At 66.1% G+C, this 15,359-nt stretch carries 10 protein-coding genes; 5 read left to right on the forward strand and 5 right to left on the reverse strand.

The annotated features are described in order from the left end of the window. Positions 1-6: 6 nt before the first annotated feature. Positions 7-2,592: a DUF3604 domain-containing protein gene (locus tag OXI49_18510; protein MDE2692491.1), complete on the reverse strand. Its 2,586-nt coding sequence runs from the start codon at positions 2,590-2,592 to the stop codon at positions 7-9. A gap of 68 nt (positions 2,593-2,660) precedes the next feature. On the opposite strand from OXI49_18510, the gene OXI49_18515 reads away from it, so the two are divergent. Together OXI49_18515 and OXI49_18520 are read left to right on the forward strand one after the other, a co-directional pair. Next, positions 2,661-3,737: a hypothetical protein gene (locus OXI49_18515; protein MDE2692492.1), complete on the forward strand. Its 1,077-nt coding sequence runs from the start codon at positions 2,661-2,663 to the stop codon at positions 3,735-3,737. A 161-nt stretch (positions 3,738-3,898) separates the two neighbouring features. Next, positions 3,899-6,592, forward strand: a complete 2,694-nt coding sequence (locus OXI49_18520; GenBank protein ID MDE2692493.1) for a TonB-dependent receptor — start codon at positions 3,899-3,901, stop codon at positions 6,590-6,592. 55 nt (positions 6,593-6,647) lie between these two features. Here OXI49_18520 and OXI49_18525 read toward each other — a convergent pair whose 3' ends face one another. Both OXI49_18525 and OXI49_18530 read right to left on the reverse strand, forming a co-directional pair. Further along, entirely contained in the window at positions 6,648-7,496 is an 849-nt protein-coding gene (locus OXI49_18525) for a formylglycine-generating enzyme family protein (protein ID MDE2692494.1), read from the reverse strand. A gap of 127 nt (positions 7,497-7,623) precedes the next feature. Then, positions 7,624-9,063, reverse strand: coding sequence for a sulfatase-like hydrolase/transferase (locus OXI49_18530; GenBank protein MDE2692495.1), 1,440 nt, complete (start codon positions 9,061-9,063; stop codon positions 7,624-7,626). A gap of 37 nt (positions 9,064-9,100) precedes the next feature. Here OXI49_18530 and OXI49_18535 point away from each other — a divergent pair, with 37 nt between their 5' ends. Continuing rightward, entirely contained in the window at positions 9,101-10,585 is a 1,485-nt protein-coding gene (locus OXI49_18535) for a sulfatase (GenBank protein ID MDE2692496.1), read from the forward strand. Between the two features lie 4 nt (positions 10,586-10,589). On the opposite strand, the gene OXI49_18540 is transcribed toward OXI49_18535, so the two are convergent. Then, positions 10,590-11,519, reverse strand: coding sequence for a phytanoyl-CoA dioxygenase family protein (locus OXI49_18540; protein MDE2692497.1), 930 nt, complete (start codon positions 11,517-11,519; stop codon positions 10,590-10,592). A 77-nt stretch (positions 11,520-11,596) separates the two neighbouring features. On the opposite strand from OXI49_18540, the gene OXI49_18545 reads away from it, so the two are divergent. Then, the gene (locus tag OXI49_18545; protein MDE2692498.1) at positions 11,597-13,042 is read left to right on the forward strand and encodes a sulfatase; all 1,446 of its coding nucleotides are present in this window, start codon (positions 11,597-11,599) and stop codon (positions 13,040-13,042) included. Positions 13,043-13,047: 5 nt separating this feature from the next. Continuing rightward, positions 13,048-14,526, forward strand: a complete 1,479-nt coding sequence (locus tag OXI49_18550; protein ID MDE2692499.1) for a sulfatase — start codon at positions 13,048-13,050, stop codon at positions 14,524-14,526. Between the two features lie 59 nt (positions 14,527-14,585). Here the strand turns inward: OXI49_18550 and OXI49_18555 are convergent, their stop codons facing one another. Beyond that, on the reverse strand, positions 14,586-15,335 hold the full coding sequence (locus OXI49_18555; protein MDE2692500.1) for a sulfite exporter TauE/SafE family protein: 750 nt from the start codon (positions 15,333-15,335) through the stop codon (positions 14,586-14,588). Positions 15,336-15,359 lie beyond the last annotated feature (24 nt).

A 15,359-nucleotide genomic window follows, 5' to 3' on the forward strand; every position in this document is an offset into this window, starting at 1 on the left:
CTCCCCTCAGTTGGAATCGCCGGCGGGGCTCTCGCCCACCCAGAAGGGGCTCGACCAGGCCATCGCGCCGTCAACCTGGCGCACCCGCACATAGTAGTAGTCGCCGGCCTGCGGATTGTCAAGATCCGCGTATCGAAAGTCCTGATCGAAGTCGCCCTGGTCGCTGACCACCTGGACCGAGAGGGCATCGGTGTGATCCAGCACTCGAAGCTCCCGTCGGTCGACCTGACCGCCGAGGCTTCCGAGCCGAAAGGTCTCGACCCGGGCGGGAAGCCGCTGCGGCTCGCGCTGGTCGCTCCCCGTTCCGCGTGTCTCCTGCGTCGACTCCATGTCCACGATCACGCGCGTGTCGGCGTCGGCGGCGCGCAGCCGAAGCAGAATCGCCGCGCCGCGTCCTCGAGTGACCATTCTGAACCGGATCTCGTTCCCCGTCCGCTCCGTGGCGTAGGAACCCGGATGGCGGAACCAGGGGTCCCGGTGACCGATGACCTCCGCGCCCTCGACGCGAATGATGCCTGACCACGGCCGACCGCCCCGCGGGCCGCGGCGCTCGCCCACGACCTCGGTCGACGCCTCGAAGCTCACCTGCACGACCGCGTCGCTCGTCACGTCGGCTTCGAGGTACCGCCGCGAATACACGATGCGGCCGTTCTTGACCACATCGATGGCGTCGATCGGAGCCGTGCCGTACACCCGGCATTCCAACTCTCTCCGGTTCGTGGCGGGCTGTTCCCGTCCCATGGGGACTCCATTGAGCCACGCGTCGAGGACGATGCGTTCGCCGGTGGTCGCATACGTCGCCCGACTGCGCAGCGCGTTGAAGATCGCTTCGCCCGTGTTCTCCGCCGCCAGGACCGCGGCGAGTCCGCCAAGTTGCGTACCCGAAGACTGTCCGGGCCCGCCCATGAAGCCGTAGCCCGGATGCCCGGTGTGGTTGTCCGACGCGCCGACGAACCCGATCCGGAACCCGTTCTGCAGGTACCGGTTTCCGAACCAGTCGAATGTGCCGTGGCTGGACTGGATCTCGACCAGCTTCTGCATCTCGGCGTCGCTGCGGGTCCAGTCGCCCGGCTGGTGGGCGTGCGGAATGATCAGCACGTCGTCACTCCGGTTCGCCGCTCGCAGTTCCGCGTAGAGCTCGTCGAGCAGAGGCTTTTCCTGCGTGCCGACGCGTCGTCGTCCAGGCACGTCGCGGAAGAAGACGTTGTGGTGTCCGCCGTCGGCCATCTGATTCGTCCACTCGAACCCGAGAATCGGCGTGAATCGCCCTGGCGCCCGGTACTCCTCGGCAAGCTGTTGCAGCGTCCGCCATTCGCCGTCGTCGAGCCAGCGGTCGTGCTCGGACAATGTGAGAAAGTCGAGTCGCGCCGCGTCACGCCCGAAGCGGAAGTAGCCTTCGGCGGAACCCTGTCCCTCCGCCATCCCGGTGTGACCGTGCGTCTCTCCCCAGTAGATGCGCCGAGCCGGATTCCTCTCGACGAGGATGGGGTTGCTGGCCCCTTGCAAGGTCCCGTCGGCGGTGCGCACTGTGAACCGATGGACGCCGTCGGGGCCGATGGCGACGTTCTCGATCTGCACCAGCGCTTCCGACGCGGCCGAAAGCGTCCGGAAGGGCTCGCCGTCCAGCAGCACCTCCAGTTCGCCTGGACCGGCTGACGCGACGTTGCGAAAGCGGTCCTCGGCGCGAACCGTCAGGGTGAATTCCTCGCCCGGTTCGACCACCGACGGGGCAATCGCGTTGAGAAAGCTCGCTTTCTCCTCTCCGACGACCTCGAACGACGGCCAGTCGGGCCAGAGGAGCACGCCGTCTCCGTCCAGGTCCACCAGGAACGGAAGCGGGACTTCGTCGTTGGACCACTCCTGCAGCTTCATGCCCGGCCCGCCGCCGGATCGATCCCCGTACGTCACGATCACCGTGTCTCCCTCTTGCAGCGCGGCGCCGCTCAAACGGAATCCGATCGCGGTTCCGGTAAGTCCAACCGGATAGGGCGCCCAGGGCTCGACGGCAGAGAGCCGGGCGTTCGGATTCGAAGAGCGGACGGTGACGAAGTCGGCGTCAGCGGCGCGCGTGGAGAGGGCGCCGTTTCGCCGCCCCTTGCCAAGGATCAGCCCGCCGCCTTCGGCGATCGGCCGGGCGCCGACGGTGTAAGTCTGCGTGACCGTGACGTACCCTCCCGCCGGAAAGGGCCCCTCGGAAGAGATCGTCAGGCTGCCCAGGGCTCCAGGGGCCTCGTCCAGGACCTGGAGTTGCCGGACCATGTAGCCGATGAGATCCGAAATGCGGTCGACCGGGATCGGTTGACCGGCACGCCCACGCAAGGCCGGGTTCAGGTAGGACGCGTTCTGGGGGAAGTCATCAGGGATGCGGCCGCGCTCTCGCGCGTATGCGTTCCCCCATTCCCAAAGAGTCCGGAACCTCGAGGTCAGTTCGTCAACGTCGTCCGTCGGAACAGCGGCCTCTTCCACCAGCGCGTCGACCCGGGCGCGTAGCTCTTGCGACAGGTAGTCGCCCGAGCCGCGCCGATCCTGAGCCGCTACGACCCCGGCAAGAAGAGCCAGGACGGTGATGGACGCGACGTGAACGAATCTCATGAGCGCTGAGTGCTCCGATAGGGTACTAGCTCAAAGCCAGCCGACTCCGCCCATCTGGAGGATCTCAGATGAGCCACCAAGCCGAGACCCGGATCGCCTCGCTCCTCGTGGTCGTCGTGGCCGCGGTTGGGGTCGCCTCCGCGAGCGAGATCCCTCGAACCGCCAGCGGCAAGCCTGATCTTTCGGGGAACTACGACATCGGTACCCTGACGCCGCTGCAGAGGAGTCCCGAGTTCGGAAACCGCCTCTTCCTCACCCCCGCCGAGGCCGAAGAGATCAGACGGAGCGCGGCCGAGAGAACAGCTCAGGGCTCTCGCCCCAGCGATCCGAATCGCCCACCCCCGCCTTTCACCGGCCGGTTGGGCGGTTACAACGAGTTCTTTCATGATCGCGGCACGGAGGCGGTTGCGGTCGACGGCAAGTACCGCACATCGCTCCTTACCGATCCGCCCGACGGCCGCCTTCCGCCCCTCACCGAGAGGGGGCGCGAGCGTCGCAAGGGCCTCTACGTACGGCGGAATCTGGCGGACAGGAATGCGAGCCCCGCCTGGTGGCGCGATCTCCAGGCCGGCCCCTACGACGGGCCTGAATCGCTGTCGATCGCCGATCGCTGCATCTTCACGCTCGAGGCAACGATCCCGGTGCTGCCGAAGAACTACAACAACCTCAAGACGATCGTGCAGACCGAGAGTCACGTGATGATCCTCATCGAGTGGATGCACGAAGCGCGCGTCATTCGAATCAGCCCTTCGCGGGCCGAAGCCAGGCATCTGCCGCCGGAGATTCGCTCACGCAGTGGCGATTCGGTCGGCTGGTGGGAGGGAGACACGCTGGTCGTCGACACGACCAACTTCCTGGAGGAGAGCTGGGGGACGGTCACCCTCTTCGGCGAGCCCTCGCCCCCGCACGATCAGCACGTCGTCGAGCGCTTCTCTCTCACCGACGAGAACACCCTTCTCTACGAATTCACCGTCAAGAGCGGTGACTGGGAGACGCCCTACAGCGGCGAGTACACCTGGCCCGCCACGAACGACAAGCTGTACGAGTTCGCCTGCCACGAAGCCAACTACTCGATGGGCAACACTCTCCGCGGCGCCCGCTTCCAGGAGAGGGAGGTCGCGGCGGAGGCGGGAGCCGGTCCGTAGCGTCCGCAACCTCGCTGAGGCCCTCGCCGCGCGGGGTCTGGCCCGACTCTCCAACAAGGCTTGAAGATCAAACGGGATTGGCGCTACACTGCTAGTTGCGCGGGCTCTGACAGCGCCCGCGAAAGGACCAGGGAGGGAGACAGACAAAGGAGGGACCAGCCGTGACCACCAGCACCTCTCGAACCTGCATCTGGATTCTTGCCGTGAGCCTGTGTGCGTTGCCGCTATCGGCCGACGGCCCGCAGACGGGGACGATCGACGGCCGCATTCTCGACGCCGAGGGGGAGGGCTTGCCCGGAGCCACGGTGACCCTCGAGGGTCCTCAGAGAACGACGAGCACCATCTCCGATGCCGAGGGGCGCTATCGCTTCGCGCTGCTGCAGGCCGGTGAGTTCACCGTCACCGCGGTGCTAGAGGGGCTGGGATCGGCCGAGCTTGCGACGACGCTCAATCCGGGTGAACGCCGGGGTGTCGACCTGACCCTGCAAGGGGGCACTGTGGAAGAGATCACGGTCCTCGGCGAGGCGCCGCTGGTGTCGAAGTACGAGACCGGCTCCATCAGCGCGATGAAGTCGGAAGTGGTCGAGAACGCCGCCTTCGCCACCCGCAACTACACTGCCACCATCCGCGCGCTGCCGGGGGTGGTCAACATCGGTGAGTTCGACTACCTGCCCGCGATCAACGGCGGCATTCAGAACGAGACGCAGGTCCTGGTCGATGGCGTGGATACCTCGAACACCAGGCGGCTGGGGGAGGCGCGCCTGATCATGCCGGCGTCGGCGCTGTCGGAGACCAGTGTTGAATCGATGGGCTTCGGCGCCGAATACGGCCGGGCGACCGGCGGCATCATCAACTCGACCGTCAAGACCGGCACCAACGTGTTTCACGGCGATGCCCTCTACGTCGGCCAGAATCCGAAGTGGAGAGCCGAGGACCAGTTCGGGCTGGAGCGGCCTGACGAGCAGATCAACAGCTACGAGGCGTCGCTGGGCGGGCCCATTTACCGGGAGAGGGCGTGGTTCTTCGCCGCTCACGCCGAGTTGACCGACAACAGGGTCGACCGATTGGGGAGCGGCGAGATTACCGACACCAGTCGAAGCTCGCAGCCGCGCATCCTCAAGCTCAACTACCAGCCCAACGATCGGCACCAGTTGGCAGGCACGTGGGTCGATTCGCGCGGCGACGGCATCGCCAACCCCGCTGTCACCGGCAACCTTGCCGCCATCACGAACCGTCCGCTCTACGCCAACGTACTGACTGCGAGCTGGAGCTTCGCCGCCACGAACTCGACCTTCATCGAGGTCAAGGTGTCCGAGCGCAAGGATCTCTTTCCTCGCACTCTCAAACACCCCAAGGACCCGGACGACCTTTGCCCCGAGTGCTCCGACAATCCGGGCGACAACAATTTCCGCTACCGCGATACGGCGCAGAGGAACGTTCGCTTCAACGGCGTGGTGAGCGGGAACGGGATCGGCTTCAACGACTTTCCCCGCGACACGGCCCATGGCTCGGCGACCATCTTCAAGGGGCGCAACGAGATCAAGTTCGGCATCGACATCCAGGACATTGCCTTCACCAACTATGGCAACGTGGGCAAGGAGTATCGCGGCCGGAACTTCTGTCTTGAGTGCCCCGGAGGCTACGTGACACCGCAGCGGATGCGGGTCTTCCAGGAGTCCCTGCCGTCCCACAGCGAGGGTGTCGAGAGCTCGGCCTATGTGCAGGACCGGCTCGACATCGGTGATCGCTGGAGCCTCCACATGGGCGTGCGCTACGACGCCGAGACGATCGACAACGACGTCGGCACGCGGGTCCACGATGACAACAACCTGGCGCCGCGCCTGACGGCCGTCTACGACGTCAATGCCGACGGCAGGCTGCTGGTGCGCGGGAGCATCGGACGCTACTACCAGAACATCGGCCTGGATTTCGCCTTTCGCGAGTTCAGCGTGCTACCCACCGGGCAGCAGAGCTACGACGAGTTCAACTGGAACCCCGCCACCCTGCGCTACGACCGCTTCCGCGTGAGCAGGAGGCCGGCGGGCGAGACCCAGACGCTGCAGCCCGTAGATCATCCGTACAAGGATCAGGTTGCGTTGGGAGTGGAGTGGCAGATCTCTCGCGACTGGGTGTTCAAGTCGAACGTGGTGGTGCACGAGACCAAGGACCTCTTCTTCGGCAACGACCAGTTCACCGCTGACGGTCTGGGGATCGTTCGCGTGGTGCGCAACTGGCCCGGCGCTTTCCGCGAGTACGAGGCCCTCAGCGTCGAGCTCAATCGCAGATTCCGCGACGGTTGGGCGTTCCGCTCCAACCTGACCATCGGCGACGCCACAGGAAACACGGCAAACTCAAACACCAACTCCAACCTCTTCGAGGGCCTCGGCGGCATCGAGGTGGGCACCGGCGCGACCAACGTCACCACCAGATTCCAGGACGGGAGGCTGGGTCACGATATCGATCGGCTGAACATCGTCGCCATGAAGCGTCTGGATCTGGGCGAGCACGCCGTGACACTGGGCGGCTTCTTCGCGGCGAGCACCGGCCGGTACTTCGGCCCGACGAATGCCACCACCGTGGCGCATCCGGTGACCGGCCTCGAGATCGACACCGTGGCCTTCACGGCGCCTCGGGACGGCCAGCAGTTGGACGACATCTACACGCTCGACCTGTCGGCCATGTGGTCCTTCCCGATCAGGGGCCGGATGGAGGGGACTCTCGGTTTCGAGGCCGCCAACATCACCGACGAGCAGAATGTGCTCCAAGTCGACACGAACACCCTCGCGCCGATCAACTCGCTCGCGGCCTGGCAGCTGCCGCGCGAGTTCCGCCTCAAGGCCGGGTTCCGCTTCTAACTAGCCCGGGTCGTGACCCGGCCTCGTTCCCGCGGGGCCGGGCTCGAGGCGGGCGCTAGCCAACGTCGGCGGCGCAGCGAAAGCCCATGTGTCCGGCCGCGCTGTCGGGCGTGTTGTGCGTACGGGCCGACAGGCGGTAGCGACTGCAGTAGGAGACGTGGCAGAGATACGACCCGCCGCGGGTGACGCGTGCCGTGCCGCTGACGGGACCCCGCGGATTGCGAGTACTTGGCGCGGCGGGATGCGCGCTCCACCAGTCGGCGCACCAGTCCCAGACGTTGCCGCAGACGTTGTAGAGGCCGAAGCCGTTGGGCTCGAACGCGTCGACCGGGCAGGTGCCGCGATAGCCGTCGAGCCCGAGATCGCGATTGGGAAAGCTGCCCTGCCAGACGTTGCAGCGATGCTCGCCATCGGGCTCGAGCTCGTCGCCCCAGGGTTGCGCCGTCTGTTCCACTCCTCCGCGAGCCGCGAACTCCCACTCCGCCTCGGTCGGGAGCCGGCATCCCGCCCACGCGCAGTAGGCAACGGCGTCGTGATGCGACACCTGGACGACGGGATGGTCCTGGCGCCGGGCGATCGACGATCCCGGTCCCTCGGGATGACGCCAGTCGGCGCCGCTGATCTTGCACCACCAACCCGCGCCCGGCAGACGGTCCTCGATCGCCGTGCGCCGGAGCCTGCGCGACAGGCGACCCTCGAAGACGAAGGACCAGCCCAGCCGCTCGCTGTCGGTCTGGTAGCCGGTCGCGTCGACGAAGGCGGCGAAGTCGGCGTTGGAGACGGCGCAGGCGTCGATGCGAAACGGGTCGACGAAGATCTCGCGCACCGGGGTCTCGCCGTCGCCCGGTATGGCATCGTCCGAGTCGGTGCCCATGAGGAACCGGCCGCCGTCGAGACGGACCATGTCGCGGCCGTTCGGTCCCGGAGCAGAGGTCGGCGCCGCGGCGGCCGGGTCCGCGCCGCCGGCCGGCCGATCGGCATCACGCGAGGGAGCGCAGCAGGTCATGGCGCCCGCACGATTCGGAGCTCGTTCAACCAGCGTAGAGACGCTCGGCGACGGCGGTCAGCTCCCTGACGATGCCGGAGTTGCCGGTGTCGTCGATCACGTTGTTGAATTCTCCCGGATCGGCCTCGAGGTCGTACAACTCCGACCGCGCCCAGCTCAGGTAGTTGAGCTTCCACTTGCCGGTGCGCACCATCAGGATGGGCGGCTTGCCGACGTAGCGGTCGTCCACCGTGAAGCTGCGATGGCAGAAGTAGTACTCCGAGTAGGCGTGCTCGCGCGGCGTGTACGCCCCGCCCTGGACCAGGGGCGCGAAGCTCCGGCCGTCGATCCCGGAGGAGGGACTCCCCAGCCCGCACAGCTCGGTCAGGGTCGGGAGCAGATCGGTGTGTTCGATGAGTTGCGTGCGGGCGGTTCCGGCTTCCATCCGGTCCGGCATGCGCACGATAAGCGGCACGCTGACGCTCTGCTCGTACATATTGTGCTTGGTCCACGTGCGGTGCGCGCCGGCCATCTCACCGTGGTCCGAGGTGTAGACGACCACCGTGTTCTTGTCGAGCCCCAGTTCGCGCAACGTGTCGAACACCCGCCCGACGTTGGCGTCCGTCTGGGAGATGTTGCCGTAGTAGCCGCGGATCGCGTCACGCAGATCGTCGTCCTTCTGGTCGTACCAGCCGCGCTGCCTGGAGCGAATCAGGTGCCCCTCGAAGCCGTCCTGCAGCTCCCGATCCGAACGCTCGGGCAGACTGAGAGTCACTCCGTCGTACATGTCCCAGTACTGCTTCGCCGGCACCAGCGGCGTATGCGGCATGTAGAACGACGACCACAGGCAGAAGGGGCGGTCCTTGTTCTCGCGCAGAAAGGCGACCGACTCCTCGGCGTAGAAGGTGTCCTGGAAGTACCTCTCCGGCAGAGTCGAGGCGGAGCCGCTGAGCCCGGTCGCGTACCCGCCGTCCGCGGGGTAGGCCGCGTACTGATCGTCCCGGAACGCCTGCTGCTCCGCCTGGGTGAGCCGCTTGTCGTGATCGGCTCGATAGAGCCTGTGGTCGAAGCCGTGCCGCCGCGTCTCGTCGACGAAGTGCATCTTGCCGATCGCGCCGGTGACGTAGCCGTGATCCTTGAAGTAGTGGGCGACCGTCCGCGCCTCGTTGGGCAGCGGGTCGCGCAGGATCCTCGCCCCGTGCCTGCAGGGGTGGAGGCCGGTGATGATCGACCCGCGGGAGGGGACGCAGACGGGCGCGTTGCAGTAGGCGCGGTCGAAGCGGACGCCGTCGGCGGCGATCTCGTCGATGTGGGGTGTTACGGCCTCGCTGCTGCCGTAGCAGCCGGACGCGGCGGTCTGATGCTGATCGGAACACAGGAACAGCAGATTCGCGCGGTTCGTCTTCGCGAAGCTGAAGGCGGCCCCCACGGCGGACCCCACCGACGCTGCGGCGACGCTCTTGACTGCCTGTCGTCGTGTGATCATGATGGTCGGAATCCTAACGCAGGTGGAGGAATCGGCCATGACTACGCACCGCCTCGGGACCGCCGCTCTCGCTGTCGCGCTGGTAGCGCTGACGCCGCTTCCTGTCCAGGCAGCTGAGCAGCCGAACATCCTCTGGATCATCGTCGACGACATGTCGGCCAATCTCTCTTCCTACGGAGAAACCGTGATCGAGACGCCGCATCTCGATCGCCTGGCGAGCCGCGGAGTGCGCTTCACCAATGCGTACGTCACGGCGCCGGTCTGCTCGCCCAACCGCTCGGCGTTCATTACCGGGATGTACCAGACCTCCATCGGCGCCCATCACCACAACAGCAGCCAGGGAGAGCTGAAGATCCACCTGCCTCCCGGCATCCGGCCGATCCCCGAGCTGTTCCAGGAGGCCGGCTACTACACCGCGATCACCGGCTGGCCCAACACGGATCGAGCCACCATCGGGAAGACGCACTACAACTTCGAGTGGGACCCGGCCATCTACGACGGCCCCGACTGGAGTCAGCGTCGACCCGGGCAACCCTTCTTCGCCCAGGTCCACCTCCCCGGCGGAAAGCACCGCGGCCGATCGCTCGAGTCGTTCCGCCAGATCAGCGATCGCGTCGAGAGGCTGTTGGGGAGCAGGACAGAACCATCCAGCGTGAAGCTCCCTCCCTACTACCCGAACGATCCGGTCCTGCTGGCGGATTGGGCGGCCTACCTCGACTCGGTGCGGCTCACGGACAAGTTCGTCGGCGACGTCATCGAACGGCTCGAGGACGAGGGCGACCTCGAAGACACGGTCGTTCTCTTCATGACCGACCACGGAATCAGCCATGCCAGGGGGAAGCAGTTCCTCTACGACGAAGGCATGCACGTGCCCCTGGTCATCGCCGGACCGACGATCGAGCCCGGGCAGGTCCGCGACGACCTCGTGGAGCACATCGACATCGCGGCCCTTTCGCTCGCACTCGCCGGCATCGAGATTCCCGACCACATGCACGCGCGCGACATCCTCGCCCGGGACTACCAGAAGCGGACGGCGGTCTTCGCCGCTCGCGACCGCTGCGACGAGACGGTCGACTACATCAGGGCGCTACGGACGACGCGCTTCAAGTACATCCGCAACTTCCTGCCCAACCGCCCCCATCTGCAACCCAACCTCTACAAGGACGGAAAGAGCATTGTCATCGCGCTGCGGGAGGCTCATGCTGCCGGAACGTTGAACGAGACGCAGCAGCTTCTCTTCGCTCCCACTCGTCCCGCGGAGGAGCTCTATGACCTGTCGGACGACCCGTTCGAAGTCCGGAACCTGGCCGGCGATCCGAAGCACCAGGCGCAACTGAAGAAACTCAGGAAGCGCCTGGACGACTGGATCGAGCGCACGAACGACCATGGCGCGGAATCAGCAGCCATGTACGACAGCGAAATGGCCGCGTACTCCGCGCGCGTGAGCGCGAACCCCGAATCGGCTGCCATCCTCAGCCACAACATCGCCCTGATGAAGCGCTGGGCGGCCGAAGGCAGGTAGGAGTTCAGTCGAACAGGCCGGTGGGCGAAGTCTTCGCGCCCGTGAAGTCGGGCCCTTCTTCACGCCAGCCGTTGAAGATCTTCTCTCCCATCAGGCGGGCGAACCGGGGCTCGTCGGCATAGCGCTCGAACACCTCGGGATACCGGGTATCGCCGCGTCGCTCCTGTGTCGAGAGATGCGGCCGGCAGAAATAGGCTGCGAGATTGATCCGCGCGCCAGGCAACTCCCGTCGCCAACCGCCGTGCCACGAGTTGCCATGCCAAATCGCGGCATCTCCTGGATTGAGGTCCATGGTCACGGCGCCTCGCGGCACCGTCCACTCGAGGGCGTCCAGTTCTTCCCGATCGAGCTTCTTCGCCATGATCGCCGGAACGGTCTCGTGGCCCGCCATCCAGTTCTCGTGGGACGTGGGCTGGCGCTGCTTTCGATGGCTGCCCGGGAAGAGCACCAGCGCGCCCGCTTCCCGGCTGTAGGGCGTCAGCGCGTAGTTGCAGTTGGCGACCAGGGACGTCTCGGTCATGCCGACTCGAACCCCGTCGGCGTGCACCGACAGGGGCATGCCACCGGGCCCACGAAAGTGACTGCCCATGGAAGACAACACGCAACTCTCACCAAGCAGCCAGGTGATCATCGCGAGCGGCTTCGGCTCCAGCAGGATCTCGGGGAAGACCGGATCCTCGAAGATCAGGTAGTGCTGATACGCCATACCACTGAAGTCGTCTGACGTGGCCGTGTCGGGATCGACCTTCTTGCCCGTGGTCCTTTCAACGCGCCGCAGGATGGCCGCCTTGGCGCGCTCGACCCGGTCTTCGGACAGGACGCCCGGGAGCACCGTGTACCCCTTGGTCTCGAGCTCGAGCAGGTTCTCGTTGAGATCGAGCTCCGCGATGCTTGCCAGCACCCGCTCGCGCGCTTTGTCGTCCCTGCCGGCCATCCGGGCGACTCTACAACTGCTACGGTCTAAACGAGGCGATCCTCGCCCCTGGTCGGTCCGGTTCTCAGGAGGAGCCAATGAGAGAGAAGTTCGTAGCCCTTCTGCTCGCCACTGTCGTGTCCTCCCCGGCAGTCTCGGAATCCCCCAACATCGTCATCCTGCTCGCCGACGACCTCGGCTGGACGGGGACCTCGGTGCAAATGGACGAGCGCGTCCCCGGCTCGAAGAGCGACCTCTACCGCACACCCCACCTCGAGCGCCTGGCGTCGCAAGGCATGCGTTTCTCCAACGCCTACTCGCCAGCGCCGAACTGCTCACCGACCCGCATGTCGATTCAAACGGGGAAGACCGCTGCACGGCTCGGAGCCACCGACATCATCGACGTCGTGCCCGACGAGAACGGCCGTGCGGTGTACCAGTTCTTCTACGACGACTTCTACCGCAACAAGCCGATGCACGTGCCGCTCCCGATCTCCGATCTGGCCGATGAGGAGCTGACGATCGCAGAGTTTCTCAAGCAGCAGGATCCTCGTTACGTCGCGGGCCACATCGGCAAGTGGCACATGGGCGGCGGCTCGCCGGCTCGTCACGGCTACGACGAGCACGACGGCCTCACGACGAACGCGCCCGGAAGGCAGGGCATGCCCGATCCCAAGCGCACCGGTGAGATCACCGAGCGATCTCTCGCCTTTCTGGAGAAGCACGGGGCGTCTGAGCACCCCTTTCTACTGCAGATCTCCTACTACGCGGTCCATACGCCGGTCCTGGCGAAGCCGGAGACCGTTTCGCGCTATCACGGCTATTCGAGCGTCATTCACTCGAACAGTACGTACGGCGCAATGACCGACGAGCTGGACCAGAGCGTCGGCAAGATCCTCGACAGGATCGACGCTCTCGGCATCGCCGGCGACACCTACGTCATCTTCACCTCCGACAACGGCGGCGAATCCGACCGCCCAGTGACCAGCAACGTGCCACTGTCGATGGGCAAGACGCATGTGTGGGAAGGCGGCATTCGAGTACCGCTCATCGTGCGGGGTCCCGGTATCGCCGCGGGCACCCAGAGTCACGTGCCGGCCATCGGCTACGACTTCCTGCCGACGATCGCCGACTGGCTGGGTGCGGGAGATCGGCTTCCCGACCATCTCGACGGCGGCAGTCTGGCCGGCGTGCTGGCAAACGAAGGAGCTGGCGAGGTCGATCGAGGTACGGAGCCTCTCATCTGGTACTACGGCGCCTATCGCAACATGAAGCACGTCACGCCTCAGACAGCGATCCGTCTCGACCATCACAAGCTCATCCGCGAGCTGGAGTCCGGGCGCGAGGTCCTCTACGACCTCGATCTGGATCTCGCGGAGACCACCGACCTCAGCCGGTTTCGTCCCGAGGTCGCTCGCCGGCTCTCACGCATGCTCGACGACTATCTCGCCAGCGTGGATCTCGAGTTGCCAACGCCGAATCCCGAGTACGATCCAACCAGGGACTCGGGACTGATCTCGGTTGGCGGAAACGGCTCCCCTTGAGCGGAGTGCTCTCGCGACGCGAACTGCTCGGGGGCCTGGGGCTCGGCGCGCTGGCCGCGGGCTGCGCAGGCAGTCGAGAGCCGCGCGCGGCTGGCCCGAACGTCCTGATGATCTCGATCGACGATCTGAACGACTGGATCGGCGTCCTCGACGGTCACCCGCAGACGCTCACGCCGAACATCGACGCGCTCGCCGGGCGCGGGGTGACCTTCCGACGGGCCTACTGCCAGACGCCCGCCTGCAACCCCTCCCGGGCGAGTCTGATGACCGGCCGGCGCCCGACGACGTCCGGCTGCTACGCCAACGGCGACGTCTGGCGCGACGCCATGCCGCTGGCCGTCACTCTGCCGCAGCACTTCATGCAGCACGGCTATGAAGCCCTCGGCGGCGGCAAGACGTTTCACCAAAGCCAGAACGAGGCCGCTTCGTGGCACTACTACCACAGCTTCCGCGGCTTCCTGTGGCCCCCCGACTACCCCTTGAACCAGCTCGACCGCGGCGGCTTCGACTGGGGCGCCCTCGACATCGACGACGAAGACACGACCGACACACAGCTCGCGAACTGGGCGGCTGAGTACCTGTCGAGAGACCACTCGGGGCCGTTCTTCCTGGCCTGCGGCTTCTATCGCCCGCACGCGCCCTTCTACGCGCCGAAGAAGTACTTCGACAAGTTCCCCGAGGCCGAGATCGAGTTGCCGCCCTACCTCGCGAACGACCTCGACGACGTGCCGGAGTCCGCACCCACGGAGCGCGGTCTGGAAGACCACGAGCTGGTGACGGCGACGGGGCAGTGGCGGCGCGCCGTCGCGGCCTATCTGGCGTGCATCAACTTCACCGATGCGAACGTGGGGCGGGTGCTGAAAGCACTCGACGAAGGGCCGCACGCGGAGAACACGGTCATCGTCCTGTGGACCGACCACGGCTGGCAACTCGGCGAGAAGAACCAGTGGCGCAAGTACACGCTCTGGGAGCGCTCCTGCCGCGTGCCGATCATCTTCGCCGGCCCCGGGATCGAGGCGGAGGGAGCATTCTGCGACCGGACCGCCGAGCTGCTCGACATCTACCCCACCCTGGCGGACCTCGCCGGGCTCCCCGGGCGCGAGGACCTCGACGGCGAGAGCCTGCGGCCACTGCTCGAAAACCCCGAGGCAGAGTGGGATCACCCCGCGATCACCTCCGACGCGCCGGACAGAAGCTCGATCCGCACCGAGCGCTGGCGCTACACCACCTATCCCGACGGGGAAGAGCTCTACGACCACGACAGCGATCCGAACGAGTGGCGCAATCTGGCGAGCCTCCCCGAGCACGCTGAGACGAAGCAGCGGCTCCGGGCCATGCTGCCGCGGAACCCTTCGCGCAAGGAGGTGCTGCAGGTCTCCGATCAGCCCGAGGAAGAGCGTCGCCTCACCGAGCTCCTGCCGGGCCGCTCCCACCGGGCCGGCGCGGCGAACGACGTCGGGCTCGATCCGGCACCGCCCTACTAGCTTCCCGCTTCCTTGCCCGACGGCATCACCTGAGCCCCAGTCGGGCCGCGACTCGTCCCTCAATCAACCAGGAAGGCGCTCACCTCTCTGGCCAGCACCATCACGCTGGTGACGACGATCACCACGACAACCAGGTGTCGAAAAGTCCTCTCGTTCATCCGTCCGGCGAAGCGGACGGAGAGCCAGTATCCGAAGACCACGCCCGGAGTCACAGCGGCGATCAGGATGAGGCGCTCGACCGTAAAGAGCCCCTGGACGAAGTATCCGATGGCGGCAGTGCAGTACATGACGGTGAAGAAGAAGGCCATGCCCGCCTGGACCCCCCGGCGCTCCATGCCCAGACCGATGAGGAACAGGACGAACAGCGGACCGCCAATGCTGAGCCCCGTAACCATGGCGGCCACTCCAAAGCCCAGGATCGGACCTGAGATCCGTGGTTTCGGAATGAGCCACTCCGTCTTGACTATGACAACCACGGTGAGGACCAGCACGAGGGCACATATGCCGGATCGAAGCACTGACGGGTTGAGCGCGTCCAGGGCATGCACGCCGAAGGGCACACCCAACGCGCCTGCCGCCGCGGTCGGCGTGAGCTCGCGATAGCGGACGTGGTGACGTGTCTCTATGAACAGAAGTCCGAAGGCGACGATCGCCACTGCGTTGATCGTCACGACCACGGTCTGAGGATCCAGGAACAGCAGCAGCACCGGCGAAGTCACGAGGCCGAAGCCGAAGCCCACCACGCCGATCAGGAACCCGGCGGCCATGAGCAGCAAGGCCGTGACGGTGATCTCTAGAGGGCCTAGCAAGAGTGTCCTTCCCTCGAACCGAGG

The sequence above is a fragment of the Acidobacteriota bacterium genome (assembly GCA_028875725.1).
GTDB lineage: Bacteria > Acidobacteriota > Thermoanaerobaculia > Multivoradales > Multivoraceae > Multivorans.

What these genes read in the sequence shown, in the direction of transcription:
- OXI49_18510 (MDE2692491.1), bottom strand. Translation starts at nt 2,592, where the DNA reads ATGAGATTCGTTCACGTCGCGTCCATCACCGTCCTGGCTCTTCTTGCC.
- OXI49_18515 (MDE2692492.1), top strand. Translation starts at nt 2,661, where the DNA reads ATGAGCCACCAAGCCGAGACCCGGATCGCCTCGCTCCTCGTGGTCGTC.
- OXI49_18525 (MDE2692494.1), bottom strand. Translation starts at nt 7,496, where the DNA reads ATGGTCCGTCTCGACGGCGGCCGGTTCCTCATGGGCACCGACTCGGAC.
- OXI49_18530 (MDE2692495.1), bottom strand. Translation starts at nt 9,063, where the DNA reads ATGATCACACGACGACAGGCAGTCAAGAGCGTCGCCGCAGCGTCGGTG.
- OXI49_18535 (MDE2692496.1), top strand. Translation starts at nt 9,101, where the DNA reads ATGACTACGCACCGCCTCGGGACCGCCGCTCTCGCTGTCGCGCTGGTA.
- OXI49_18540 (MDE2692497.1), bottom strand. Translation starts at nt 11,519, where the DNA reads ATGGCCGGCAGGGACGACAAAGCGCGCGAGCGGGTGCTGGCAAGCATC.
- OXI49_18545 (MDE2692498.1), top strand. Translation starts at nt 11,597, where the DNA reads ATGAGAGAGAAGTTCGTAGCCCTTCTGCTCGCCACTGTCGTGTCCTCC.